Below are 26,046 nucleotides of genomic sequence, written 5' to 3'. Positions count from 1 at the left end.
GATTTTAAGGCATTTTAAATGACATTTTATTGTTTTGTTGAGGCGTTCATATTGCATATTGGAGATGCGAGCATCAAAAAATAATCTGCACATTTGCATATCTGCATATTTGCACATCTAAAATTTATGTCATTAGCTGATTTTTTTACGCCGATTGATCTTAAAAAGATAGCTCCTAAAAAGGGCTTCTATACCAGCCAGCTTGGCGATAAAATTGTGCATTATTCTGTCGATTTCCCTGATCTGGAAGAGAAAACGGACATCGCCATCATCGGCGTTATGGATGATCGTAATGCGGTTGGCAACTCTGGCTGCTCGCTGGGTCCCGACTATATCCGCGAAAAACTTTACCAGTTAAACGAAGGCGGCTATTCTGTAAAAATTGCCGATCTGGGCAATATCCGCGCCGGCGAAAAGGTAACCGACACCTATTTTGCTGTTAAAACGGTAGTAGCCGAACTGATCAAAAAAGACATTATCCCCGTTATTTTAGGCGGCGGACAAGATCTTACTTATGCCCAGTACCTGGGCTATGAAGAGCTTGAACAAAAGGTTGACCTGGTAGTGATCGATTCGCATTTTGACCTGGATGAAGACAATCACGATGGTAGTATCGAAACTACCTCCGGCTCCTATCTCAACAAAATATTCCTGCATGATCCTAATTACCTGTTCAACTTCAGCAACCTGGGCTATCAAACTTATTTTGTAAGCCAGGATAGTTTGCGGGTAATGGATAAGCTTTATTTTGATGTACACCGCTTAGGCGAACTGAGCGGTAACGTTGCTGTTACCGAGCCGGCCATCCGCAATGCCAGTATGGTAAGTTTTGATATCGGCGCCATCCGTGCTGCCGATGCAATGGGTAATGCCAACGCCACACCAAATGGTTTTTATGGAGAAGAAGCCTGCCAGCTTTGCCGTTATGCCGGTTTTAATGATAAGCTTACCTCAATAGGCTTTTACGAATTTAACCCTGCTTACGACAGTAACGGACAAACCGCCTGGCAGCTGGCGCAAATGATCTGGTATTTTATTGACGGCTTTTATAACCGTAAACGCGATTTTCCGCTTAACCCAAAATCGCAGTATCTTATCTATAAAACCAGTTTAACTCATGAAGACCAGGAAGTGATATTTGTAAAAAGCAAAAAATCCGACCGCTGGTGGATGCAGGTACCCTATCCTTCGGCAGGCTCACCTAATGAGCGTTTTCATTTAGTGCCCTGTAGTTACGCCGATTATAAAACAGCAACATCCGGCGAATTACCGGATCTTTGGTGGCGCACTTATCAAAAATTAAACTGATATTCACAATTTTAACTCATACTCCAACGTTAGCAGCGTAGAGTTTTTATATATTTTAATGAAGAAATTATTTTTTTATATAGCAGCAATGCTCCCGGTAACGGCACTTGCACAGTCTACAGATACTTTTGTTGTTAACGGTAAATTAGGTAATGTTACCACACCTGCCAAAGTATATTTATCATACCAGTTAGGGGCAAATAATGTTACCGATTCGGCTAACGTGGTTAACGGAGCATTTTCATTTACCGGTACTATTATCAACCCTGTTAACGCTACAATTGCTGTTAATTATAAAGGCTTACCGCTCGAAAAGTTTATCGACGGTAATTATAAATATGCTGATAATGGCAGCCTGATTTCAAAAACTGCCGACGATCTGGATTTTTTCCTGGAGAAAGGCACTATCACCATAACCAGTAAAGATTCTATCGATAAAGCACAGATCACCGGATCGCAACTTAATGCTGATAATGTAAAACTTCAGGCGCAGTTAAAAGCCATCAACCAAAAAGGCGAAAAACTGATGGCAGAAGCCAAAGCAGCAACGCCTGAACAACAAAAATCCACTGCATTCAGAAGCGCTATGCAGGCACGGTATAAAGCCCTGCAAACCGAGCAGAAAACAACTTTAAAAAGCTTCATTACGGCCAACCCTGATAGTTATTTAAGCTTACTTGCACTAACCTCGGTAAGCGGTCCGGCCCCCGATGTTAGCGAAGTTGAGCCATTATATAATTCGCTATCTCAAAATATCAGGGATACCGAAGCCGGTAAAATGATGAAGGCCCAGCTTGCGGCCTTGAAAGTAACCGCCATTGGTTCTGAAGCACCGGATTTTATACAAAACGATGTTAACGGCAATCCGGTAAAGCTGTCATCATTCAGGGGCAAATACGTGCTGCTTGATTTCTGGGCATCGTGGTGCGGCCCTTGCCGCCAGGAAAACCCTAACGTAGTGCGCAACTATGCAAGATTTAAAAACAAGAATTTTACCGTAGTTGGGGTATCTTTAGACAGGCCCGACGGCAAATCGGCATGGCTGGCTGCTATTAAAAGTGATGGCCTTGAGTGGACTCAGTTATCTGATCTTAAATTCTGGAACAACCAGGCTGCTGCCTTGTACTCAGTAACATCTATCCCTCAAAACTACCTGATCGATCCGCAGGGAAAAATCATAGCAAAGAACCTGCGTGGCGAGGATCTCGATGCTAAGCTGGAGCAATTGTTCGGAAAATATAATTAATTGGGTGATACAGCCTCAAGAGGCTATATTCATTACTATGTCAAATTCACCAATGCGTTAGCCGGTTATTTTATAGCCGGCTAATTTTATTATATTGCGATATGAACTTGACCTCAATTAAAAAAATAGCATTAACGGCAATCGCAAGCGCCCCTGCTTTAGCTTTTGCACAGGATTCCCAATATACCATCCAGGGTAAAATTGGCACCTATAACGCACCGGCAAAGGTGTATGTAGAATACCGTAAAGATGGCAAAACGGTTGTCGACTCGGCAGTATTGAACAGCGGAATCTTCAAATTTACCGGCAAAACAGGTACAACACCTGTAAGCGGTTACATCTTGTTTAACCCCAAAGGCACCGGCCTTCATAGCTCAGAAGATTATCGCTCAATTTACCTGGAACCGGGCACTATCAACGTAAGCGCAACTGATAAAATTGCCGATGCCAAAATAGAAGGCACCAAAACCAATAACGACAACGAAAAATATAACCTGGCCGAAAAACCGATCAACGACGCATACGAAGCGCTCTCGGCAAAACGTAAAACCGCTACGCCGGAGCAACTGGCCGAACTAAACGCCGAAGAAAAGAAGATCGATGATCAGGATGCGCAGGTAAACAAAAAGTTTATCCAGGAAAACCCCGATTCATATGTGAGCCTTAACGCATTGGAATCATATGCCTACAGTGCCGATTACGTAGATATTGCCCCATTGTTCAACAACTTTAGCCCTGCTATTAAAGCAACCGAAGGAGGTAAGAAATTTGCCGAGCGCTTGCCAAAATTAAAAGCAGTAGCCTTAGGTGCAATCGCCCCTGAATTTGCCGAAGCTGATACTGCCGGTAAAATGGTTAGCCTGACATCATTTCGTGGTAAATATGTCTTGATAGATTTCTGGGCTTCATGGTGCGGTCCTTGCCGTCGTGAAAACCCTAATGTAGTAAAAGCTTACAACGCCTATAAAGGAAAAAATTTCACCATTCTTGGTGTATCGCTCGACAGGCCGAACGCAAAAGATAAATGGCTGGCAGCTATCCACAAAGACGGCCTTACCTGGAACCATGTATCCGACCTTAAATTCTGGGACAGCAAAGCTGCTGATCTGTATGCCGTGCGCGGCATACCTCAAAACTTTTTGTTAGATCCTAACGGAAAGATCATTGGTAAAAACCTGAGAGGCGAAGATCTGCAAAACAAGCTTGCCGAGCTCTTTGGAAAGATCTAATCATATTATTTAACTCATTGTACATAAAAGCCCCGGTAACATCAACTCTGCCGGGGCTTTTACGTTTAATTTCCTCATGCGCATTCAGAAAGGGCGCCGGTAACCGGCGTCTCATCATGTCAATATATTTACAAACGCGCGAGATGCATTTTCGGCTGTAAACACCTATTTTTGAAGACGCCCCCTGAGCATCAACCTATGTTAAAACCGTTTACCCTCATAACTTTCGCACTGGCAGCAGCAATAACAACCCACGCCCAAAATAAAACCAAACCTAACAGAGACACCACCGAGCTAAAGCCGGTGATCATCAAAGGTTACCTGAGCGATCAGCCTGTAATAAGCGTACCGGCATCAGTAAGTGTACTTGGTGTGGCCCAGCTCAGGATCCAGCCCGATAATTCATTTGTAAACGCGTTAAATACTGTTCCGGGTGTACGTACCGAAGAACGCTCGCCGGGGAGTTACCGTTTGTCCATAAGAGGCAGTTTGTTACGCTCTCCTTTTGGCGTAAGGGACGTTAAGATCTATTTTGATGATATCCCGCTTACCGATGCCGGTGGCAACAGTTATTTAAATGCCATCGATATAGCTTCTATACAAAAAGTTGAAATATTAAAAGGCCCGGATGGCAGCTTATTTGGAGCGAACTCCGGCGGAGTGGTAATCCTCAGTCCGCTTAACCGGTATAACGACAGTACTTATATTTCAGCGGGGGTAAACGGCGGCTCATATGGCCTGTTTCATGAAAAGGCAGCTGTACAATTAAAAACTACCAATTACCTGCTCAACATCAACCAAAGTTTTCAAACCTATCATGGCTACCGGCAAAACAGCGATACGCATCGTAACTACCTGCAACTGGCCGATAGCTGGAACTACAGCGGCAAAAACACTTTGAAAGCATTGGGTATCTATTCTGATCTCGCGTATCAAACACCGGGAGGTTTAACACTTGCCCAATACAATACCGATCCGCGACTTGCCCGCCAGCCCACGCAAACTTTACCCGGTGCCATTCAACAACACATAGGCATCACTACCAAAATGTATCTGGGTGGCTTAACCAACGAATATCATTTTAATGATCATATCCGTAACGTATTGGCCGTTTTTGGCAACCATGTTGATTTTGCCAATCCATTCATCACCAATTATGAACAACGCAGTGAAAACACCTATGGCTTCCGCACTTATTTTGAATTAACCCGCGATCGAAAACCAAGCCTGGACTGGAAAGTTGACCTTGGTTTTGAATGGCAGCAAACCAACTCGCACATTGCCAATTACGGTAATAAAAAGGGGGTAAAAGATACCACCCAAACTATTGATGATATCCACACCAATCAGCATTTCGTGTTTTTGCGTTATGCTGCCGATGTATACAAACGCCTGCATGTTGAGGCTGCGGTAAGCTTAAACGACTATGGATATGATTTTAAAAACATATATCCGCTTAACCAAAACAATTTCACTAACCGCAGTTTTGGTGCACAATTGATGCCAAGGCTGGCCCTATCATACCAGATCATTAATGCACTGGCCTGGCGGGCAAGCGTGAGCCGCGGTTATTCAAGCCCTACCACTGCCGAAGTAAGGCCGACCGATAACATCGTAAACACAAGCCTGCAGGCCCAATATGGCTGGAACTACGAAACCGGCTTCCGCCTGCGCAACAGCGATGAAACTTTTATGCTTGATGCTTCGGTTTATTACTATCGTTTAAACAACGCTATAGTACGTCGCCTTAATGCCGATGAAACCGAACATTACATCAATGCCGGCGGTACTAATCAGCTTGGTACCGAAGCCTCGTTATACTATTGGATCATCCGGCCAAGCCGATATGGTTTTATCCGCGGATTACAATTCAATGAATCATTTACATACAGCCATTTCAGGTTCAGGGATTATGTTGTTACCAATGCAAATTATTCGGGTAACAGGCTAACCGGCGTACCTAAAAATGTATTTGTAAGCAGCGTACAGATCAGGTTTCCTGAAAGCCTGGCCTTGTTTGTTCAGCACACCTATACTTCGAAAATCCCGCTTAATGATGCCAGCACAGTATATGCACCAAAATATAATCTGCTTCAAGCAAGGGTCAGCTATCAACCAATCATAGGTCGCAAAACACGCTTTGAAATATTTGCTGCCGCAGATAACTTGCTGAACCAGAAATACAGCCTCGGGAATGATTTGAATGCGGTAGGTAATCGTTATTATAATGCCGCACCGTTGAGGAATTACTCGGTTGGGATGAATTTTATGTATTAGGTAGCTTATAGTTGATGGTTCATGGATCATAGTAAATAGAGTCCTGTATGCGCCATGCTTGTTTACGGCGGCCAGAGGCCGTGGGATAGTTGCCACTCGGCTGGAGCCGAGCGGCGGCATTTGATAATTAAAAAGCCCGGTATCTTGTTTCGCAAAATACCGGGCTTTTCAATCTGTAAACCTAAAACGGCAAACAGACTTAAGGGTTCAAATTGTTATTTCCACCCTCAGCCACGTTACTTCCCCTGCCTTTAGGATCAAAAGCGCGGAACTTGATAACGCCACCATTATAGTTAACCGGGCCTGTATAAATCTTACTGCCGGCATCAGGGTCTTTACCATTGGTTGTATAACGGATAGTTAAACCCGGAAACTCCACATTGCTCAGGTATTTACCATCCTGCAGGCTGATCCCCGGCTTTGGTACACGGTAATCATAACCACCATTGTAATAAGACAGACGGGGCAACTCACGTTTACCTAACACATTCAAAAAGTTTGACCAGGCCACCTGATATTCTTCTTTACTTTTTGCAGGGTCTTTTTCCGTAGCCCATGCTGGGTCCGCGGCCCAGGCACGTTCGGCCAGGCCAAGCAAACGTGGGAAGATCATATAATCCATCCGCTCAGGGCCCTTAACCGTCTCGGCCCATAATGCGCCTTGTAAGCCTACTATATTGCTTTTACCATAGTCGGTAAGGCGTTGCTTACCAATAAAAATATTCCTGTTTATCGGATTGCCTTGTTTATCAACATCAGCATTTTTAAAATAATCGTACGGGATAAACGAAAAGAATTTATCTATGCCCAAAAACGCGCCCCAATAATAACCCGGTTCATCAAATGATTTGTAATTGGCCATATCAAAATACAGATTGGTAACACAGGTTAATACAACCTTATAACCTCCATTGGCTAAGCGATAAGCTAAATCTTCCTGTCCGGCACCTAAAACATTGTTCCAAACATCAACCTGTAAGTGTTCTTTCATAAAATCTGGATTAGGCACATAAGCCGGCTGACCATCCAGCGTAGTTTTACGAAGCGCCATTTCTTCCCAGCCAGAAAGACGGATGCCTTTAGCTTTAAGAATATCATTAATACGACCGTAAAAATAATACCACAGATCATTAGTACTTTGTATTTCGGGATGAGTGGTCTTAAGCGCCACATAAGCCGGTGATTTTTCCCATACGTTAGCAGGCACTTCATCTCCGCCGAAATGAATTGTTGACAGTGGTGCGCCGGCTTCTTTGTAAGTACTGATCAAATCGTTAACAACAGTCTCCACAAAGTTATAGGTTGACGGCAGCGATACATCGATCACATTATCATTCCAGTATTGTACAGAGCGATATTCAGATTTATCATTGGGATCATACAATAAGTATTTTTCAGCCTCGGCCTTTTTGCCTTCGGCCATCAGCCGGTCGTAGCGGGCATTCATCGCTTTAATAGCTCCGCGGGCATGTCCTGGCGTTTCAATTTCAGGAACAACGGTGATATGGCGATCATTTGCATATTTCAGGATTTCGATATATTCAGCTTTAGTAAAATAGCCTGTACCGAAAGGATTGTTAACATCCGGACCAGAACCATGTGATGGCGGCAGATGATGTTTGCTATCCAGCGTATGGCCACGTTTTGAGCCAACAGAAGTAAGCTCAGGTAACGACGGGATCTCTATTCTCCATCCCTCATCATCTGTTAAATGCAGGTGCAGCGTATTCAACTTATACAGGCTCATGGCTTCGAGCAGTTTCAACACCTGCTGCTTTGACTGAAAGTTACGGGCAACATCAAGCATTACCGCCCGATAAGAAAAACGTGGCGCATCAGCAACCTCAACACAGGGTATTTGTACCGATGATAGCGTTTTAGCCATGGCAGCAGCCGGGATCATACTTTTAAATGATTGGATGCCATAGTATATCCCCGTACTGGTTGATGCCCGGATAACAACAGCGCCTGGTTTTATACTTAATTCGTATGCTTCATCGCCCAAACCGGCTTTATATTCAAATGAGATCATATTAGCCGAAACCTTGCCCGCTTCCTTTTTGCCGAAGATGGTAGTGATATAATTACTTAAAGTCAAAGCCTCTTTGCTAAAGCGCAGATCGGCAGCCACAATATCTGTTTTACGCGAAAACGAAAAGCTCCCATTACCCGCGGTATAACTTACCGGCGTAGGAAAAACTTTTGTTAACTGATCGGCCGGAATATCGGTAACAGTTTTATTCCTGTCGTAAACAATTTCAGGAGTTATCAAACCTTGATAAGTTGGTTTATATGGCGTAATATCATATGAACCAAAAGAATAGCCTTTTTCGGGAGCATTATCCCAAACCAGGTAAGGGCCTTCAGGCGCATCGGTAATGTTTACAACGGGATCATCGCAAACAAATTCAATGCGGGCGCTTCCCCCGGGTTTCAGGTCCTTAAAACCTGTAGTTGGCGTTATGCTGTACATATCGCCGTTCACCTGTTCAATTAAAGCATTATTGCTTACCGCTGCCTTTGTAAAACCACGACCAGAGTTAAAATAGATCTTCCATCCCCCTGCCGGTAAAGTTTCATGGCTTTTATTGGTAATTACCAGTGCGGTGAGTGCTTGATTCTTATTCTGATAGTTATTGTCCATCACCTGCCAGTTGAGGTGCAACTCGGTAATGTTCGGCTTCTGATCGTCGTTAAATTTAAAACCGCTGCAAACAAAAACCGCGGCGATAACCATCATCGTAAAAATTTTGTTCATAATTGATACTGTGCCTGGGAGAAAGCAGACAAGTAAATATATTACTTTTTAAATTATTTTAATAAGTATTTTAAGGAAGATTTAGTCCAAAGTACTAAGTCTTAAGTTAAATCCATGGTAGCTCATTTTCGACTTAAGACTCTAAACTTCCGACTTAGGGCTTACACCGAAAACTTAATCCATCCCTCGCCCTCATACCCAAAAATGAATTGTTTAGGGCGAATAATTTCGGCCAGGATCTCGATGGAATCAATAATGCGGGGACCGGGACGGTTAAAGTATTGGTTGCCGTCGGCGATATAAAACCTGTCGTTTTTTACAGCTTTGAGCGATGCAAAGCCTGGGCGGTCCAGCAATAAGTTAATCTCGCGCATAGTACGCTCAATGCCGAAGCCGCAAGGCATTACCACAATAATTTCAGGGTCTTGTTGAAGGATATCGTCCCAGGTTACATACGGCGAATGTTTTCCATCCTGCGCTAATACCGGCGTTCCGCCTGCAATGTTTACCAGGCCTGGAACCCAATTTCCTGATATCATTAAAGGCTCGAGCCATTCAATGCAAGCCACGGTGGGCTTGTTATCTATGAATTTCAGCTTGTGTTTAATGATGTCAACACGTTCCTGCAGGTTTTCAATTAAATCGGCTCCTGCTTGCGGTATATTTAGTGCGCCGGCAACATTGGCGATATCACTAAAAATATCATCGAGACTATTGGGTTGTAATGATATAATTTGTGCCTGTTTGTCAAGATAGTTTTCCAGTGCTTCTTCAACATCCTTTAATGATACGGCACAAACCTCGCACTGGGCCTGCGTTACCACTACATCTGGTGAAAGGGCTTTAATTTGCTCACGTTTTACAGTATAAACCGAAAGAGCATCGGCAAGAATCTCTTTTACCTTTACGTCGATATCTGCGCTGCTCATGCCGTCTGGAAAATTAGCTTCGGTGCATACCGGCAATTGTTTTACCGACTCAGGAAAATCGCACTCATGCGAGCGGCCCACCAGGTTTTTCTCTAATCCTAAAGCACAAATTATTTCGGTGGCGGCCGGCAGTAATGAAACTATTTTTTCAGTTGGCATGTTAACAAGTTAAAGTTTGCAAATGTAAGAATTATAGATGTGCAAATTCCAGATGTGCAGATGTGCAAATTATGATAAGATGTACAGATTTGAAATGTGCAGATTCCAGATGTGCGGATTGTTGAATTGAGATGAAAATCATTATACCTCAATTGAAATCATCTGCACACTTGCACATCTGAAATTTGCACATCTGCCCATTTGCCAACTTCAATTAACACCCTATCTTTGCTGCGATGATATTTTTGACTTTTTTCATCGGGCTTATAGCCAATTTCATAGGCTATATACCACCCGGCAACATAAACCTAACTTTAGTACAGATCACTATAAACCGTGGCATTAAAGAAGCGGTACGCTTTATAACTGCCTTTTCGGCCGTTGAATTTTTCTTTACTTATTTCATCATGCATGCCGCCCGCTGGCTTTCGGGACAGTTGAAACTGGGTACCATCATCGACTGGATCATGGTTGTTTTGTTTGGCGTAATGGGTTATATCACCTGGATCCATCGTAACGCCCCACCAAAAGCTAATTACTCGGAGCATGCCAGCATTAAATATGGTATTTTATTAGGATTCTTAAACCCTATGCAGGTACCCTTCTGGATGGTGACCGGCACCTACCTCATCACGCACGAGTGGATACTTGACGGACGGGTAGCACTGGTTATTTTTAGTTTAGGCTCGGCAGCAGGTGCATTTTTATGCCTGTTTATCTATGCCAAATTTGCCAAATACATCCAGGATAAATTTGCATTAAGCAACAAACTGATCAATACCAGCATAGCTATACTGTTTTTTGCATTTGCTGTGTATCATGTTGTAAAGCAGATCTATTTGTCGTTTTATAAGCATTAAAACCTTGATTTGCCCGATTTGAGGATTACCTGATACGATCCATACTAAATTCAAGGTAATCCTTAAATCACGAAAATCATGGTTCCTTTAAAATTCAAGACTTAAAACATCCACCTTATCCTGCGCCAGCTGCACTTTCAACTCATTAAGTGATGAAAACTTAACATCGCCGCGAATGTAGTGGTGAAATTCCATGCGGATAGTCTGATTGTAAATCTCCTCGTTAAAATCAAAGATATTTACTTCAATGTTACGGGTAAGCCCATTAACCGTTGGACGGCTGCCGATGTAAGCCATTCCCTTATATTTCTGATCTGCAATGATAACCGTTACTGCAAAAATGCCATCGCCCGGAATAAGCTTATATTTTTCTTCGACAACAATATTGGCCGTAGGATAGCCGATTTGACGACCGATCTGGTCTCCGCGTACAACCTTTCCGGTGATAAAGAATGGGTAACCTAAAAAGGTGTTCGCCAAATCGATATCGCCATTTAATAAAGCATTCCTAATTCGGGTTGAACTGATAGCAACTTCATTGATGTCCTGCTCCGGGATCTCCACTACATCAAAACCATATATCGGGCCAAGACGCTGCAAATCTTCAAAACCGCCTTGTCTGTCTTTACCGAATCGGTGGTCATAACCTATCACTATTTTCTTTGTACCGATTTTGTTTACCAGCACATCGCGGATATAGCTTTCGGCAGATTGATTAGAGAAATCCCTTGAAAAAGGGGTTATAATCAAATGATCGACACCAAGCTGTTCCATCAGTTCGGCCTTTTCGGCTATGGTGGTTATCAGTTTAAGACTTTCATCCTCAGGGTGCAGGATCATACGTGGGTGTGGGAAGAAGGTAAGGATCACCGTTTCACCACCTGTACTTTCGGCCAGTTCTTTTATGCCTGATATGATTTTACGGTGCCCTATGTGTACCCCATCAAATGTACCGATGGTGACTACTGCATTGTTTACCGCTATAAATTCGTCAATGTTATGATAAACCCTCATTAATTATATGAGTAAAACACAAAGTTAATTTTTAGTTGATGGGATTAACAACCGGAGTGTTTGCGCTTTGTAAATTTCCTTTACCGTGCCGTTTGCACATCTGATACTTTTAATTCCCTGATGGTGTTTACCAGTTCCATCACCTCCCAGGCATCTTCAATTTTGAAGTTTCCGCTGCGTGTACGCCTCAATTTTGACAGATATGCCCCATTATTCAAAGCAGCGCCAAAATCATTTACCAGCGAGCGGATGTAAGTTCCCTTGCTGCATACTACCCTGAAATCAATCTCGGGCAGTTCAATACGGGTTAATTCAAATTCCGATATGGTTACGTTACGTAGCTTTAGCTCTACATCTTCGCCGCGGCGTGCCTTTTCATATAAACGCTCACCATCAACTTTGATGGCCGAGTGCGCAGGAGGATACTGCTGGATGTCACCAATAAACTTTCCGCAGTTATTACGGAGCATTTCTTCGGTGAGTTGGCTGATATCGAAACTTTTGTCGGGCCCGGTTTCCATATCGTACGAAGGCGTAGTTGCGCCCAATACCATGGTACCTGTATATTCTTTTTCTTCGGCCTGGAAAGTATCTATCTGCTTGGTCATTTTACCGGTACAGATAATCAGCAAGCCTGTAGCCAGCGGATCAAGCGTGCCCGCATGACCAACCTTTAATTTAAGCGGTTTAAACGAATTGCGAAGTTTGCCAACCACATCAAAGCTTGTCCATTGATAAGGCTTGTTAACCAGTAAAAGCTGACCTTCAGCAAATTCCTCTATTTTGGTGTACGTATTCTTCAAATCTTCTATTTATCCGGGCCATGTTGCCCGATTTTCCGCAAAGGTACGATTTTCGCCTTGATTGACGCAGAATGGGGAATTGCAGCAAAAAACAAATCGGATATCCGCAAATATTTAAAACACTTGCAGATATCCGATCTAAAAGAAAATATCCTGTTAAATATTTTGTAACTGATGACCGCTCAGCATTAAGCCGATAATGATGGCACCAACAACAATACGGTACCAACCGAATATTTTAAAGCCTTTACGCTCCAAAAAGGTTATGAATGTTTTTATGGCAAGCATGGCAACAATAAATGCTATAACGTTGCCTATTGCCAGTAACTTGATTTCCTCACCGGTAAATATGTGACCTTCTTTATGAAAGTCATACAATTTTTTAGCGGTTGCAGCAAACATGGTAGGCACAGCCAAAAAGAATGAAAACTCGGCAGCTGCGGTACGGCTCAGCTTTTGGGTCATACCTCCAACAATGGTAGCGGCCGAACGTGAGGTACCAGGAATCATAGCCAAACATTGAAAAAAACCAATTTTTAGAGCAGTTAAATTGCTGATATCCTTCTCCTCTTTAACTACAGGCTTATTAAACCATTTATCAACAAACAATAAAATGATACCTCCCACAAAAAGGGTAATCCCTACTACATAAACGCTTTCAAGCAGGGCATCTATCTTTTTGCTGAACAATACACCAAATACTGCAGCCGGTATAAAGGCAATAAATAATTTCAGGTAAAAATTAACCGATTGTAAAAACCTTTTCCAATACAGGATCACTACCGATAAAATAGCGCCCAGTTGTATGGCAATAGTAAAGAGTTTAACAAAAGGATCGGCAGCTATGCCCATTACCGATGAGGCAATGATCATGTGCCCTGTCGACGAAACAGGCAAAAATTCAGTTATCCCTTCAATTATTGCAAGGATAATAACATGGATTAAATTCATTGGGATTTTAAGGGGTTGAGGTAGAGGTATATGTTATTTACAGCAGGCATGCTTTAATTAAGACAAACCTGCTGTAAAAATCAGCCTAATTATTAATTGGCCGAAGGTTTTTTAAGAATAGCGAAGAAACCTAAAGCAAAGCCGCCTAAAACTACTATTGGGGCAATAACTATTTTGGTGGTACTGTAAATATCAGTTGTACCCGACATCAGCACAAAGCCGAAAGCTACAACAGCTACGCTGATGATCAGCATTCGGTAATTGCTTTTATCAAATATAAATTGTACCGGTTGTGCTGGCGCTGTAGCTTTTACAGTACCTGCAGATGCCGGCGAAGCTGCAGCAGTTGTTTTTACAGAAGCAGTTGGTTTAAATTTTTGTGCCATATCTTTTAATTACTGAATTATTGAGTTTTGAATTAATGATTAAAGTTCAGACAAACCTTTCAGCTTTATCCTTTCGCCTTTAATCTTATCTGTACAGATCGTATATTTTTAAACGTAAAAATTTGTTAACTGCTAAAAAGGTGCTAAAGCCCGATATAAAAATACCCAGCCCAACAACACCTAAAAATACAATACCAAACTCAGTGTAGTTTTGTAGAAACACCAGGTCGGGTACATTGTCATAAGCTACATAAAGCGTACCTATCAGCAAGATGATAGCGATTAAGCCGCCCAGTAAGCCATGCCAAATACCATATAATAAAAAAGGCTTGCGAATAAACCCTTTGGTAGCTCCAACCAATTGCATTGACTTAATCAGGAAACGCTGCGAGTAAATGGCCAGCCTGATAGTATTGTTAATCAACGCTACCGAAAGCACCACAAAAATACCGGCAAAGGTAAGAATGATCAAACTGATGGTAGTTACATTCTGATTCATCTGATCAACAAGTGATTGCTGATATTTAACCTCTTTTATCAACGGGTTTTTCAGCAGCTCGGCTTTAAACTTTTCAATATCCTTATTATTGGCATACTCGGCTTTCAGGTAAACATCAACAGATTGCGACAGCGGATTGTACCCTAAAAACTTTACAAAGTCTTCGCCAAGATCCTTTTGCAGGTTGCGGGCTGCAAGCTCTTTGCTTACGTATTGGGTTTGTTTCACCATTACGTTGCCATCCAATTGCTTTTGAAGTTGCAATACATCGCTTTCATGGGCAGCATCATCAACAAAAATATTAAGCACGATGTTTTCTTTAACATAGCTCGAAATATTTTTAGCGTATACCAGTATTAAACCCAGCAACCCTACCATTAACAGCACCATGGCAATACCAAATACAGTTGAAATGTAGATGGTTTTTGTCTTTTTTGAGGATGCGCTTGCTTCAAATTCTTCCATTTACTTTTGTTAGATGTTAGATATCAGACATGAGGTTTGAGACCACTATCCCCCCTCAATTTAATATCATATTTCTGCGAAAATAAGAAACCCACCCTAAAGGTAAAAGTTTATTGCTTATAAATATGTTTAATAATGCCTTAGCTAAACAGATTTAACATTTATTAACAGCTGAACCGGATCAGAATTTACAGGATTTAAGAATTAACAGAATCTTATTCGCTTTTGGCGACTTGATTACACTGACGGATAATTCTGAAAATTTAAAAATTATGTAAATTCTGATTCAGACAAATTAACCACCAAATTCTGATCTAAATCTGGAATTAAACAAAGCATCATTGCCGTTGTTATTAAATCATGACAAAGCCAGCAAATCAGAAAGATAAACCTTCACCATCAGACACTCCTACCCATAGACCAAATGACAATGGGCATAAAAGTAAAGTACGTAAGGAAGATAAACAGTATCACGCCGATAACCCGCATGGCGGCGATATCGCCAAAAAGCATGAAAAGGAAGAGCAACCGGTGCATTCTGTTAAGAGTGTACCGAAGAAGTAAGTCGGAAGTCTTAAGTCCAGGATTCTAAGTCTGAATGCTTTTGACTTCTGGCTTAATACTTTCGGCTTCGAACTAAGACTTAACAATCCCCGCCGAATTAAACTGCAGATCGTACAGCTTCCGGTAGTGGCCGTTATCAATTTTAAGCAGCTCCTGGTGGGTACCCATTTCCATGATTTCGCCGTGGTCAAGTACAATGATCCTGTCGGCATTTTGAATGGTGGATAACCTATGCGCTATCACTATAGCCGTACGGCCTTCCATTAATTTATTGATAGCATTCTGGATCAGGATCTCCGTTTCGGTATCAACAGATGAAGTAGCTTCATCCAAAACCAAAATTGCAGGGTTATAAACCAAAGCCCGGATAAATGAGATCAGCTGCGATTGCCCAGCCGAAAGGGTGGAACCGCGTTCCATTACATTATAATCATATCCGCCGGGCAAGCGCTCAATAAAATCATGCGCGCCAACATCTTTGGCAGCAGCCACAATCTGTTCGCGGGTGATAGTTGGATTATTGAGGCTAATGTTATTGGCAATCGTATCGCTAAATAAAAACACATCCTGTATCACGGTAGCTATCTGCGAGCGCAGGTAGTTAACATCATAATCATGAATATCATGCCCATCTACTTTAACGCAGCCTTTACCTATTTCATAAAAGCGGTTCAGGATATTAATGGTTGATGATTTACCCGCCCCGGTTGCTCCAACCAAAGCCAGCGTTTCGCCGGGTTTGATGTGGAAGCTGATGTTTTTTAATACCCAGTTTTCATCGTTATAGGCAAACCATACTTTATCAAAGCTGATATCTCCTTGAAGCCTGCCGGTGGTAAGTGTGCCATTATTTTCAGCTACCTCGTCGGTATCCAGTACTTTAAAAATCCTGTCGGCCCCAACCATACCCATTTGCAGGGTATTAAATTTATCAGCCAGTTGACGAATAGGCCTAAAAAGCATATTGAGCAATACAATAAAACTGGTGATCAAACCAGGAGTAATGCCTTTACCTGACACGGTAATAGCAGCCATTTGACTGTCAGACAGCATCCGTTTACAACCATACCAAACCAACAGGCCCATGCAGATGGCAAACAAAATTTCTACCACCGGAAAAAATATCGAATAGTACCAGTTTGAGCGGATATTGGCATCACGGTATTTTTCATTCACGGCTTTAAACTTGCGCATCTCCTGGTCTTCGCGGGCAAAGATCTGGATTACACTGATGCCCGAAATATGTTCGGCCAAAAAGGTATTGAGCCTCGCCACTTGTGTACGCACCTCCTGAAACGATGATTTGATAGCCTCCTTAAACACATAAGTTGAAGCAAACAGGAAGGGCATCGGGATGAGGGTAATCAATGCCAGTTTCCAGTCCTGCCAAAGCATGTAGCCTATTACCGCAACCACCAATAGCATATCCCCCATGATGGAGATCAACCCTTCCGAAAAAATATCGGCAATAGTTTCCAGGTCGGATACCGTGCGGGTGATGAGCATACCAATGGGTGTACGGTCGAAATATTTTAATCTTAAACTGGTAATATGATTAAAAATGTCGATCCTCAGATCACGGATAACGTACTGACCAAGCGCGTTGGTTGAATAGGTTTGATAATACTGGGCAATGGTTTGAATGATAAGCTGGGCAATCATAAGCTCAACCATAAAAACCAGCCCGTTATAATCATCGTTCAAAATATTAACATCAAGCGTACGCTGAATCAGGATAGGCTGCAACAAAGCATTGGCAGCTATAAAAATGGTGAGGAAAGTAGCTACAACAAATGTTTTGTTATATGGCTTAACATAGTGCATTACCCTACCAAGCAGCTTCCAGTCAAGGGCCTTTCCGGTTACGCCCCCCCCGCCCCCTAAAGGGGGTGCCGCTTGCTTAGTTGCTCCCCCGTTTGCTGAGGGGGGAATTTCCTGCTTATTATCTTTTTCGTCTTTAGCCACTATATCAAAGTTAAAGTATAATTATAAATCTTAAAATAACATTCTCCGCCATTGTTCCCCCTTTAGGGGGCTAGGGGGCTTAAGGGGTACGGATATTTAACCTCTGTCAAATACAGCCCGCAAGCAGGTACACTTGTGCCTGCGTTTGAACGGTTTTTACTTTCAATAATTTCGCGGATAGCTTCCGGCTTCAATTCTTCCCGGCCAATCATCATTAACGTACCAACAATAGCGCGAACCATGTTGCGCAAAAACCTGTCGGCCGTAATATGAAAAACAATACCATTATCAGTCTTTATCCATTCGGCACGGGTAATTTTGCAGTTATTGGTTTTTACCTGGGTATTTGATTTACTGAAACAGCTAAAATCAATATACTGCATCATGATAGCCGCCGCCTGGTTCATCAGGTCAATATTGGGCACATCACGCAATTGCCATGAATAGCCGTGTAAAAACGGATCTTTATTAAAATGGAGGTGATATTGATATGAACGCGCTGTGGCATCAAACCGGGCATGCGCGTCGGCATGAACGGGAATAACATTTTTTATAGCGATGTCATAAGGGAGCAGGGCGTTTAGGCCCCCCCGCCCCCTAAAGGGGGTGCTTTCCAGTACGCTTACCCCCCCTTCAGGGGGCAGGGGGGCATCAAAATGCGCAAAAAACTCTTTTGCGTGTACGCCTGTATCCGTGCGGCCACAGCCGGTTGTTTCTATTGGCTGGCGTAATATGGTGCTTAAGGCTTTATTTAGCAACTCCTGCACACTTACGGCATTTTGCTGCACCTGCCAGCCGTGATAGGCGGTGCCATTATAAGCCAGTTCAATAAAATAACGCTGATTGGTATTCACGACAACAAAGTTAATAATCTGACACCGATGACGGGTTCATAATTTGGTCATAGTATTTTAAGGCTGCAACAAATCGGCTACATTCTACAAGCAAAACAATTATATTTGCCCATATAATTATTAATATCATGCTTCAACGCATCCAAAGCATTTATCTTTTATTTGCCAGCCTTGTGCTGTTCGCCCTTTTCTTTTTTCCGCTTGCACACAACGTTTACATTAATGATAAAGCATCAAGCATTATGGTTACCGGTATTTACCAGGATGTAAACGGGGCGCAGCAACACACTCAAACATTTGTTGCACTTACTGCCATAACAGCTATTGTTGCCCTTGTGCCGCTGGTTATCATCTTTCTGTATAAAAACCGCAAACAGCAAATAGCTTTTTGCTACAGCGCTATATTGGTGCTTATAGGCTACAGCTTTTGGATGGCACAAACTGTTAAAGCTGTGGCTGGCAGCATTACACTTGATACACATACTATGGGCATTGGCTTGTTCCTTACTTCATTAAGTATAGTATTCATCATTTTTGCCCAAAAAAGTATTAAAAAAGATGAAAAGCTGGTAAAATCGGCCGACAGGTTGAGATAAGCCACATTAACGTTAAGTCGAGCGTATTAAGCCAAAGGTCACAAGTCTGGCTTTTTTTCTTTTCTATACCTATAGCTTTAGGCTAAAGGCTAAGCTGTTCGTTGCTATCCGAGTGTAAAAAACAAATTAAAAAATCTGTAATTTCTACCTTCAATAAAAGATTCCTTTCAAAGAAACAGATCTTAAAAACTGGTAAAGAAGGCTGTCTATATTACGAAATCATTAATTAACTTGTTTTTTTTCAGTCAATTAGTGCGTTATTTATAATAAAATCATTAAAGTTCATTTTACCTCAATGCACCTATTGGAATTGTAAAACATTAACGCTATCTTTGCGCCCGATTTGACGATGTTGTCAAATTCGTTATTTAAATTCATGAACAACCCATTTATTGAACTGGGAATCCGTCATGATATTGTTAATGCCATCTCTGAGTTAGGGTTTGAGAATCCTACACCAATCCAGGAGCAGTCAATCCCGGTATTGTTAACAGGCAGCAACGATTTTGTCGGATTAGCCCAAACCGGGACCGGAAAAACTGCTGCCTTTGGCCTACCATTGTTGGAACTGCTTGATTTCGAAGAAAATCATCCACAGGCACTTGTTTTATGCCCAACACGCGAACTTTGTTTACAGATCGCGAACGACATTAAGAACTACGCCAAAAAAATGAACAACGTACATGTTGTTGCCGTTTATGGTGGTGCAAGCATTATGGATCAGTTACGCCAGATCAAACGCGGCGTGCAGATCGTAGTAGCTACACCTGGTCGTATGCTTGATATCATAAACCGTAAGGCCATCGACTTTTCGGCTGTGAAGTATGTAGTATTGGATGAGGCTGACGAAATGCTCAACATGGGCTTTCAGGAAGACATTGATAGTATCTTATCTACCACACCCGAAGAGAAAAAAACCTGGCTATTCTCGGCCACCATGCCTGCCGAAGTTAGGCGGATCGCGAAAAAATACATGACCGATCCCTTCGAGCTTACCATGGGCGCAAAAAACACAGGTAATGCTAATATCGAGCATGAGTACTATATAGTACGTGCACGTGACAAGTATGCCGCATTTAAACGTATTGTTGACTTCAACCCTGATATTTTCGGTATCGTATTTTGCCGTACCAAAATTGAAACCCAGGAAATTGCTGAATCACTGATCAAAGACGGTTACAATGCCGATTCATTGCACGGTGACCTTTCACAGCAACAACGTGATAAAGTAATGAAACGCTACCGCGAACGCAGCCTGCAATTATTAATTGCTACTGATGTTGCAGCCCGTGGTATCGACGTTAACGACGTAACACACGTTATTAACTATTCATTACCTGATGAAATTGAAAACTACACCCACCGTAGCGGCCGTACAGCCCGTGCCGGTAAAACTGGTGTATCAATCTCTATCGTAAACGCTAAAGAATTAGGCAAAATTCGCCAGATTGAGCGTGTTATTGGTAAAAAGTTTGTAAAAGCCGAAATCCCTACAGGTTTTGACGTTTGCGAAAAACAATTGTTCTCTATCGTTCACAAAGTACACAATGTTACTGTAAACGAAGAGCAGATTGAGCAGTACCTGCCACGCATTTATGAAGAGTTTAAAGATTTCACCAAGGAAGATTTTATTAAACGTTTTGCTTCAATCGAGTTTAACCGTTTCCTTGATTATTATAAAAACGCTCCAGACCTGAACGCTAACGTAGAAGAAGGCCGTAACAGGTTTGAAGATCGTGGCGAACGTGGTAACGGCGTAAGAGGCAACTTCACCCGTTTATTTATAAACCTGGGTTCGGTTGACGAGTTTAACCGTGGCGATTTGTTAGGTTACATTTGTAACACTACCAAAATAAGCGGCCGTACCGTTGGCAAGATCGACGTTAAAGGTGTGTATTCATTCTTTGAAGTTCAGAACGAAGATGTTGATAAAGTGATGACCAGCTTCAAAGAAGCAGAATACAAAGGTCGCCCGGTAAGGATCGAGATTTCAGGCGAAGGCACCAGCGAGCGTCGTGAAGGCGGATATCGTGGTGGCGACCGCAGAGAAGGTGGATACCGTGGTGGTGACCGCCGTGAAGGTGGATACCGTGGTGGTGACCGCCGTGAAGGCGGATACCGCGGCAACGAGCGCCGCGAGCACAATGGTGGCTTCCGTGATTTTTCGGGCAAACCCCGCGAAGATCGTCCGGAACGCAGAAGGAGATTTTAATCACCCATCATAAAAAAACCACCATGTGCAAAGCATGTGGTGGTTTTCATGAGCTTCCTTTAGTAAGAAGCATTAGTTTTAGTTTAGTTTTGTTAACAAAGCCTTTTAACCGCTGCATACGGGAATAAAGGCTTTTGTTGTTTAACGGCTAAATTCAACAATATCCGAATCCGGGTAACAAAGCGTTAACTTAGTATCCGTAAGCTCTTTAATGCTGAACTTGGTGTAAGGCCTGCTACCCTGATATGAGGTGTAAATGGTATCATTTTTCACAAAATAATCCTCTTTGCTTGCCTGCCCGTCATCCATGATAAAATCTTTATCGGTTATTGACAGTTTGGTTGAACCATCTTTTGATTTCCAGTTACCTTCCAGCTTTTTGTTTGGCGCGGGGGCACTGGAACAAGCATAAATCATTAACGTGACTGCACATGCAGCAAACATCGGAACAAACTTTTTCATGACGGATCAGGTTAGAATGGCTTACGCCTTTGTTGAATTTGCTATTGAGCTGGTTTATCTATCAGCTCGGATTTTTTCAGGTAAACACGGTGCCCTTTTTTATTTACATAAAAATAATGCGAATATTTATCGATATAGATAGTTTCACCATTAGGGCCAGCTTTGCCGGCATATTTCTTATCAGCAACTGTAGCTGCGCCTTTGGCTGCAATTTCGGATGTTTTATGACCTATCTTTTTTGTGGCTTTACTGATCTTACCACCAAGGGTCGAATCTTTATGTGTTTGGGCAAAACCGGGAGTAACCATAAAGGTGCCGGCCGCAAACAAAGCTATTTTAAACAGATTTTTCATGAGTGACAATAATTAAGTTTCGTTTCCTAAAATTAACTCAATTTCTCGGCCAAATTTCTCATTTCTATCACAGGTGAGCGTTTTTGATATAAAATAGCATAAACGGCTTCGCAAATGGGGATACTTACACCATATTGCTTATTAACTTCATGTAGGCAATTTACTGCATAATATCCTTCGGCAACCATGTTCATCTCCAGTTGTGCCGATGTTACGGTATATCCCTTGCCTATCATATTACCAAAAGTACGGTTACGGCTAAACTGCGAATAAGCGGTAACCAACAGATCACCCAGGTAGGCCGACTCTTTAATATCCCTGTCAATAGGGTGTACAGCAGCCACAAAACGCTCCAGTTCGCGTATAGCATTTGATATCAGCACTGCCTGGAAGTTATCACCATAGCCTACACCATGGCAAATACCACTGGCAATGGCATACACGTTTTTTAATACAGCGCCGTATTCCGTACCGTAGATATCGTCAGAAATATTGGTTTTGATATACCTGGTATTAATCATGCCTGCAAACTGTGCCGCCAGTTCGGTATCGCCGGAGGCGATAGTGAGGTATGACAGTTTTTCAAGCGCTACTTCCTCGGCATGGCACGGACCGCTGATCACCATAAAATCATCAAACGATATATCGTATTTTTGATGAAGAAACTCGGCAATTATCAGGTTTTCGTCGGGTACTATCCCTTTTATGGCCGATACTATTTTCTTTCCTTTCAGGTCGGCAGCCGTTATATCTTTTAATGCTTGTTTTAAAAATGCCGCAGGTACATTAAGCAATACAATATCGGCAACTGCGATAAGTGGTTTCAGATCTGTAGAAATATTTTGTTCGGGAAGTTTGATCTCAACCGAACTCAAATAGTACGGATTGTGCGCAAATTTTTGCAAATGTTCCACAGCCTCGGCGTTACGCATCCACCAAAAAATCTCTTTTGGGGTAGTATTGTCAATAAGCATTTTGATATTGGCCGTAGCCCAGCTCCCTCCGCCAACAACTGTGATCTTGTTTAATTTTTTATCCATCAATAAATAATAGAAATATCGCTGCCAGGTTTTAATCGGCTAAGCAAATTAATGAAATATTATGCAGAATGGCGAATAGCAAACTCCTTCATGTCATTGCGAGGCACGAAGCAATCGCACGGAAGCACGGTCGCCCTGTATAGCATGCGATTGCCACGCTACGCTCGCAATGACATTTCTGTAATATAACAAAAACGCCCGGCTTTCGCAGGGCGCTACAAAATTTAATTCCTCATCTGCACATTTGAAATCTGCGCATCAAAAATCAATTACTTAGTGTTATCAGCATTAAATAATTTCGATTTATCTACTTTCTCAACAGCTTGCCCATCGCTAAGTGTTTTTGAGATAGCCGAATAAGGGGCTGATACTACTTCCTCACCTCCTTTAAGACCGGATAGGATCTGGATATAACTATCATTTTGAATACCCGTAGTTACCTGCACTTGTTTCAGTTTGCCCGCATTAAGTACAAATACATATTCTTTAGCTACCGGGCTGATCTGTGGCTTACTCTTATCATCATCAGCTTTCGGCGGACCATTATTTTCTTTCTTCTCTTCGCGGGTGGTTACCGACTGGATCGGTACCGACAACGCTTTGGCAGAATTGGTGCTGATATCAACAGTAGCGGTTAATCCCGGGCGGAAAGGAGACGGGTTATCGGCTGTTTTCTTTAACAGGGCGGCGTATGATTCAGCATTGATCCTCACCTTTACAGTGAAGTTAGTTACCTGATCAGCAGAGGTACCTACTACGTTTGCCGAGCTGCCTATTTCAGTTACCACACCGGTAAATTTCTTGCCTAAAAATGCATCTACTTCAATTTTTGATGAATCACCAAGAGAAATACGGTTGATATCATTCTCGTTCACATCAACATTAACATCCATTTTACTCAAATCAGATATGGTCATGATCTCGGTACCGGCAAACTGCTGGGTACCCAAAACACGCTCGCCTTTTTCGACAGATAGTTTTGAAACAACACCATCAACCGGCGAGTAAATGGTAGTTTTTGCCAGGTTATCCTGAGCTTCCTTAACAGATGCCTGAGACTGGGCTAAGCCGTATTGTGAACCTACAACATTCTGTTTGGCTGCCTCAAGAGAAGCTTTAGCGCCTTCATATGCAGCTTTAGCATTTTCAAATTCCGAAATAGTTAATACCTTTTTATCAAAAAGCTCTTTACTGCGTTTGTAAATACCAGCCTGATTAGCATAAGTAGCTTCGGCTTGTTTAAGCATTTGGCTTGAATTACCTACACTGGCTTTCTGGGTATTGTATGATGCGATAGCACGGTCATAACCTGACTTTAAAATGTCTGGTCTGATTTTACATAATAGCTGGCCTTTTTTAACCACATCCCCCTCTTTAATGGGCAGCTCAACCACCTCGCCCGATACTTCGGGGCTTATCTTAACCTCAACATGCGGTTTGATTTTTCCACTGGCCGATACTGTTTCATTTATTTCACGTGTTTCGGCCTTTTCGGTAGCTACCTGGGTTAGCGCAGGCTTACCTATTAAGCCCGCCGCCTTAGCAATGATCAGCAGGACAATCAGTACGCCAAGACCTATCAGAATATATTTAGTAGTTTTTCCCATGACGGTGAATTTGGATATTTTACGGTTAAGATTTTATTAAAGTGTTATAGGGTTGCCTAAATAATAGTCAATGACTTTGCTTCTGAAAATCACCTGGTATTGCGCCTCAATCATATCGAACTGCGATTTGTTGAGGTTAGTTAATGAGGTATTATAATCAAGCGAGTTAACTAAACCTACGGTATAACGTTGCTGTATAATATTAAACGCATCTTTATTGGCGTTATAGGTTTGCGTTGCAGATGCATAACGCTTATCTGCCGCCTGCAAATCCCATACGGCCTGATAAATGATCTTGCTCAGATTATTACGAGCCAGTTGTGCCGTTACTTCGGCATTTTGATTTTGCAGTTTGGCTTTCCGTACGGCAGTGCGCGACAAGAACCTGTTAAAAATAGGGATCTGCAAGCTTACCCCTACCGATTGGTTAAAGTTATCACTCAGTTGCCTGAAGAATGGATTGCTTTTATAGCCTACTTTATAATTAGGCACTACAACAGCCTGCTGCGAATTTTGCACAAAACCAACTGTATCAAATTTACCCGTTGGCGTAACACCAAAAGGCGTGTTCTTGGCATCAGAAAAGTATGAGCCGGCCGCACCAAACAATACTACAGATGGATAATAATTACCCCTTGCTATTTTAACACCCTGCGCGGCAGCTTTTTGGCGCTGTTCAGCCAGCAACACATCAGGATTTACTGCAAGGGCCGTTTTCACAACTTCCTGTGCATCATACACGGTTTTTACATTGTTTAACTTACTGATATCCGGCCTTTCAACTTTAATATCGGTGCCGGGGTCCATCTCCATATATTGCTTTAAGGTCAATAAGGATTGCTCCAATTGATTTTCGGCATTGGTATAGTTCAGGTCGTTGGTTGACAGCTGTGCTTTGGCCTGCGACAGATCGGCAAGGGTTTGGTTACCTACGTCAAAATTTTTCTGTGCGCGGTCTAAAGCTATTTTAGATACATCAATTTGTTGCTGAGCGGCTGTTACCAGATCCTGGTTGGTTAGCACCAGCAGGTAAGTTGTAACCACATTCAATATCAGGTCGTTTTTTACTTTGGCTACATTGGTTTTGTCGGCATCAAGCAGGATCTTGTTCTGAATTACTGTGTTACGCAACTGCCCACCCTGAAATAAAGTAACCTGCGAGGTAAAGTTACCGTTAACCGCCAAGATGCGCTGATTACTGAACTGGTTGGTTGAAGGGTCGATATTACGGCCAAAATTAAATGAGCCCTGTGGACTTACCGCCAAGTTGGGTAGTTGATTATATTTCGACTGTTTAAGATCTTCATTTGTGACAGCGGCCGTAAACTCGGCTTGTTTAATGGTAAGGTTGCGTTCGAGGGCAAGATCTACCGCTTTTTGCAAGCCTATTACTTCCTGCGCACCGGCATTAAAGCCGCATACCGAAAATATAATTGTGCAAATGAGCGTTGCTTTAACTGATAGTAATAATTTTAGTTTCATAAGGTTTTTCTATACAATGGTAAGCAA

The 26,046-nt window shown here is 42.4% G+C and carries 22 protein-coding genes; 8 read left to right on the top strand and 14 right to left on the bottom strand.

The window, feature by feature from the left end; all coding sequences use genetic code 11:
- Window positions 1-126 precede the first annotated feature (126 nt).
- The 4 genes from AC59JO_RS15135 to AC59JO_RS15120 all read left to right on the top strand — a co-directional run bounded on the left by AC59JO_RS15135 (window position 127) and on the right by AC59JO_RS15120 (window position 6,060).
- Window positions 127-1,308, top strand: a complete 1,182-nt coding sequence (locus tag AC59JO_RS15135; protein WP_413669873.1) for a formimidoylglutamase — start codon at window positions 127-129, stop codon at window positions 1,306-1,308.
- A 58-nt stretch (window positions 1,309-1,366) separates the two neighbouring features.
- Window positions 1,367-2,554 (top strand): redoxin domain-containing protein, encoded by a 1,188-nt coding sequence (locus AC59JO_RS15130; RefSeq protein ID WP_413669874.1) that lies wholly within the window; start codon window positions 1,367-1,369, stop codon window positions 2,552-2,554.
- Window positions 2,555-2,655: 101 nt separating this feature from the next.
- A complete protein-coding gene (locus AC59JO_RS15125) occupies window positions 2,656-3,783 on the top strand; it encodes a redoxin domain-containing protein (protein ID WP_413669875.1) in 1,128 nt (375 codons plus the stop codon).
- A gap of 198 nt (window positions 3,784-3,981) precedes the next feature.
- A complete protein-coding gene (locus AC59JO_RS15120) occupies window positions 3,982-6,060 on the top strand; it encodes a TonB-dependent receptor (protein ID WP_413669876.1) in 2,079 nt (692 codons plus the stop codon).
- 199 nt (window positions 6,061-6,259) lie between these two features.
- Here the strand turns inward: AC59JO_RS15120 and AC59JO_RS15115 are convergent, their stop codons facing one another.
- Both AC59JO_RS15115 and AC59JO_RS15110 read right to left on the bottom strand, forming a co-directional pair.
- A complete protein-coding gene (locus AC59JO_RS15115) occupies window positions 6,260-8,818 on the bottom strand; it encodes a family 20 glycosylhydrolase (RefSeq protein ID WP_497306243.1) in 2,559 nt (852 codons plus the stop codon).
- Between the two features lie 161 nt (window positions 8,819-8,979).
- On the bottom strand, window positions 8,980-9,906 hold the full coding sequence (locus tag AC59JO_RS15110; protein WP_413669878.1) for a cobalamin-binding protein: 927 nt from the start codon (window positions 9,904-9,906) through the stop codon (window positions 8,980-8,982).
- 236 nt (window positions 9,907-10,142) lie between these two features.
- On the opposite strand from AC59JO_RS15110, the gene AC59JO_RS15105 reads away from it, so the two are divergent.
- Entirely contained in the window at window positions 10,143-10,766 is a 624-nt protein-coding gene (locus tag AC59JO_RS15105) for a LysE family transporter (protein WP_413669879.1), read from the top strand.
- A gap of 87 nt (window positions 10,767-10,853) precedes the next feature.
- Here AC59JO_RS15105 and AC59JO_RS15100 read toward each other — a convergent pair whose 3' ends face one another.
- The 5 genes from AC59JO_RS15100 to AC59JO_RS15080 form a co-directional block, all read right to left on the bottom strand.
- Complete coding sequence (locus tag AC59JO_RS15100; RefSeq protein ID WP_497306240.1) at window positions 10,854-11,780, bottom strand: bifunctional riboflavin kinase/FAD synthetase; 927 nt, start codon at window positions 11,778-11,780, stop codon at window positions 10,854-10,856.
- Window positions 11,781-11,860: 80 nt separating this feature from the next.
- On the bottom strand, window positions 11,861-12,592 hold the full coding sequence (gene truB / locus AC59JO_RS15095) for a tRNA pseudouridine(55) synthase TruB (protein ID WP_413671121.1): 732 nt from the start codon (window positions 12,590-12,592) through the stop codon (window positions 11,861-11,863).
- A 147-nt stretch (window positions 12,593-12,739) separates the two neighbouring features.
- Window positions 12,740-13,534 carry an undecaprenyl-diphosphate phosphatase gene (locus AC59JO_RS15090; protein WP_413669881.1) on the bottom strand — a complete coding sequence of 265 codons (795 nt, stop codon included), beginning with the start codon at window positions 13,532-13,534 and terminating at the stop codon, window positions 12,740-12,742.
- Window positions 13,535-13,626: 92 nt separating this feature from the next.
- Entirely contained in the window at window positions 13,627-13,920 is a 294-nt protein-coding gene (locus AC59JO_RS15085; RefSeq protein WP_497306238.1) for a DUF3098 domain-containing protein, read from the bottom strand.
- 85 nt (window positions 13,921-14,005) lie between these two features.
- Window positions 14,006-14,884, bottom strand: a complete 879-nt coding sequence (locus AC59JO_RS15080; protein ID WP_091215297.1) for a cell division protein FtsX — start codon at window positions 14,882-14,884, stop codon at window positions 14,006-14,008.
- A 360-nt stretch (window positions 14,885-15,244) separates the two neighbouring features.
- On the opposite strand from AC59JO_RS15080, the gene AC59JO_RS15075 reads away from it, so the two are divergent.
- A complete protein-coding gene (locus AC59JO_RS15075; protein WP_413669883.1) occupies window positions 15,245-15,448 on the top strand; it encodes a hypothetical protein in 204 nt (67 codons plus the stop codon).
- Window positions 15,449-15,520: 72 nt separating this feature from the next.
- Here AC59JO_RS15075 and AC59JO_RS15070 read toward each other — a convergent pair whose 3' ends face one another.
- On the bottom strand, window positions 15,521-17,272 hold the full coding sequence (locus AC59JO_RS15070; protein ID WP_413671122.1) for an ABC transporter ATP-binding protein: 1,752 nt from the start codon (window positions 17,270-17,272) through the stop codon (window positions 15,521-15,523).
- A gap of 203 nt (window positions 17,273-17,475) precedes the next feature.
- A complete protein-coding gene (gene truA / locus AC59JO_RS15065) occupies window positions 17,476-18,267 on the bottom strand; it encodes a tRNA pseudouridine(38-40) synthase TruA (RefSeq protein WP_413669884.1) in 792 nt (263 codons plus the stop codon).
- A gap of 128 nt (window positions 18,268-18,395) precedes the next feature.
- Between truA and AC59JO_RS15060 the strand changes: the two genes are divergently transcribed.
- Together AC59JO_RS15060 and AC59JO_RS15055 are read left to right on the top strand one after the other, a co-directional pair.
- Window positions 18,396-18,863, top strand: coding sequence for a DUF4293 domain-containing protein (locus AC59JO_RS15060; RefSeq protein ID WP_497306235.1), 468 nt, complete (start codon window positions 18,396-18,398; stop codon window positions 18,861-18,863).
- Between the two features lie 376 nt (window positions 18,864-19,239).
- Complete coding sequence (locus AC59JO_RS15055; protein ID WP_497306233.1) at window positions 19,240-21,075, top strand: DEAD/DEAH box helicase; 1,836 nt, start codon at window positions 19,240-19,242, stop codon at window positions 21,073-21,075.
- Between the two features lie 141 nt (window positions 21,076-21,216).
- On the opposite strand, the gene AC59JO_RS15050 is transcribed toward AC59JO_RS15055, so the two are convergent.
- The 5 genes from AC59JO_RS15050 to AC59JO_RS15030 all read right to left on the bottom strand — a co-directional run bounded on the left by AC59JO_RS15050 (window position 21,217) and on the right by AC59JO_RS15030 (window position 26,019).
- Window positions 21,217-21,537: a hypothetical protein gene (locus tag AC59JO_RS15050; protein ID WP_413669887.1), complete on the bottom strand. Its 321-nt coding sequence runs from the start codon at window positions 21,535-21,537 to the stop codon at window positions 21,217-21,219.
- Window positions 21,538-21,578: 41 nt separating this feature from the next.
- Window positions 21,579-21,890, bottom strand: a complete 312-nt coding sequence (locus AC59JO_RS15045) for a hypothetical protein (protein WP_413669888.1) — start codon at window positions 21,888-21,890, stop codon at window positions 21,579-21,581.
- A 32-nt stretch (window positions 21,891-21,922) separates the two neighbouring features.
- Entirely contained in the window at window positions 21,923-22,930 is a 1,008-nt protein-coding gene (locus AC59JO_RS15040) for an NAD(P)H-dependent glycerol-3-phosphate dehydrogenase (protein WP_497306230.1), read from the bottom strand.
- Window positions 22,931-23,199: 269 nt separating this feature from the next.
- Window positions 23,200-24,537: an efflux RND transporter periplasmic adaptor subunit gene (locus tag AC59JO_RS15035; RefSeq protein WP_413669892.1), complete on the bottom strand. Its 1,338-nt coding sequence runs from the start codon at window positions 24,535-24,537 to the stop codon at window positions 23,200-23,202.
- A gap of 36 nt (window positions 24,538-24,573) precedes the next feature.
- Entirely contained in the window at window positions 24,574-26,019 is a 1,446-nt protein-coding gene (locus AC59JO_RS15030; protein WP_497306228.1) for a TolC family protein, read from the bottom strand.
- Window positions 26,020-26,046: the final 27 nt, after the last annotated feature.

It is taken from the genome of Mucilaginibacter sp. A5337 (genome assembly GCF_059690695.1).
This window is presented reverse-complemented; position numbering and strand designations above follow the sequence as displayed.

Bases quoted from the DNA above. Each gene is read 5' to 3' on its own strand.
- AC59JO_RS15135 (WP_413669873.1), top strand. From the start codon at position 127: ATGTCATTAGCTGATTTTTTTACGCCGATTGATCTTAAAAAGATAGCT.
- AC59JO_RS15130 (WP_413669874.1), top strand. From the start codon at position 1,367: ATGAAGAAATTATTTTTTTATATAGCAGCAATGCTCCCGGTAACGGCA.
- AC59JO_RS15125 (WP_413669875.1), top strand. From the start codon at position 2,656: ATGAACTTGACCTCAATTAAAAAAATAGCATTAACGGCAATCGCAAGC.
- AC59JO_RS15120 (WP_413669876.1), top strand. From the start codon at position 3,982: ATGTTAAAACCGTTTACCCTCATAACTTTCGCACTGGCAGCAGCAATA.
- AC59JO_RS15115 (WP_497306243.1), bottom strand. From the start codon at position 8,818: ATGAACAAAATTTTTACGATGATGGTTATCGCCGCGGTTTTTGTTTGC.
- AC59JO_RS15110 (WP_413669878.1), bottom strand. From the start codon at position 9,906: ATGCCAACTGAAAAAATAGTTTCATTACTGCCGGCCGCCACCGAAATA.
- AC59JO_RS15105 (WP_413669879.1), top strand. From the start codon at position 10,143: ATGATATTTTTGACTTTTTTCATCGGGCTTATAGCCAATTTCATAGGC.
- AC59JO_RS15100 (WP_497306240.1), bottom strand. From the start codon at position 11,780: ATGAGGGTTTATCATAACATTGACGAATTTATAGCGGTAAACAATGCA.
- AC59JO_RS15090 (WP_413669881.1), bottom strand. From the start codon at position 13,534: ATGAATTTAATCCATGTTATTATCCTTGCAATAATTGAAGGGATAACT.
- AC59JO_RS15085 (WP_497306238.1), bottom strand. From the start codon at position 13,920: ATGGCACAAAAATTTAAACCAACTGCTTCTGTAAAAACAACTGCTGCA.
- AC59JO_RS15080 (WP_091215297.1), bottom strand. From the start codon at position 14,884: ATGGAAGAATTTGAAGCAAGCGCATCCTCAAAAAAGACAAAAACCATC.
- AC59JO_RS15075 (WP_413669883.1), top strand. From the start codon at position 15,245: ATGACAAAGCCAGCAAATCAGAAAGATAAACCTTCACCATCAGACACT.
- AC59JO_RS15070 (WP_413671122.1), bottom strand. From the start codon at position 17,272: ATGCACTATGTTAAGCCATATAACAAAACATTTGTTGTAGCTACTTTC.
- AC59JO_RS15060 (WP_497306235.1), top strand. From the start codon at position 18,396: ATGCTTCAACGCATCCAAAGCATTTATCTTTTATTTGCCAGCCTTGTG.
- AC59JO_RS15055 (WP_497306233.1), top strand. From the start codon at position 19,240: ATGAACAACCCATTTATTGAACTGGGAATCCGTCATGATATTGTTAAT.
- AC59JO_RS15050 (WP_413669887.1), bottom strand. From the start codon at position 21,537: ATGAAAAAGTTTGTTCCGATGTTTGCTGCATGTGCAGTCACGTTAATG.
- AC59JO_RS15045 (WP_413669888.1), bottom strand. From the start codon at position 21,890: ATGAAAAATCTGTTTAAAATAGCTTTGTTTGCGGCCGGCACCTTTATG.
- AC59JO_RS15040 (WP_497306230.1), bottom strand. From the start codon at position 22,930: ATGGATAAAAAATTAAACAAGATCACAGTTGTTGGCGGAGGGAGCTGG.
- AC59JO_RS15035 (WP_413669892.1), bottom strand. From the start codon at position 24,537: ATGGGAAAAACTACTAAATATATTCTGATAGGTCTTGGCGTACTGATT.
- AC59JO_RS15030 (WP_497306228.1), bottom strand. From the start codon at position 26,019: ATGAAACTAAAATTATTACTATCAGTTAAAGCAACGCTCATTTGCACA.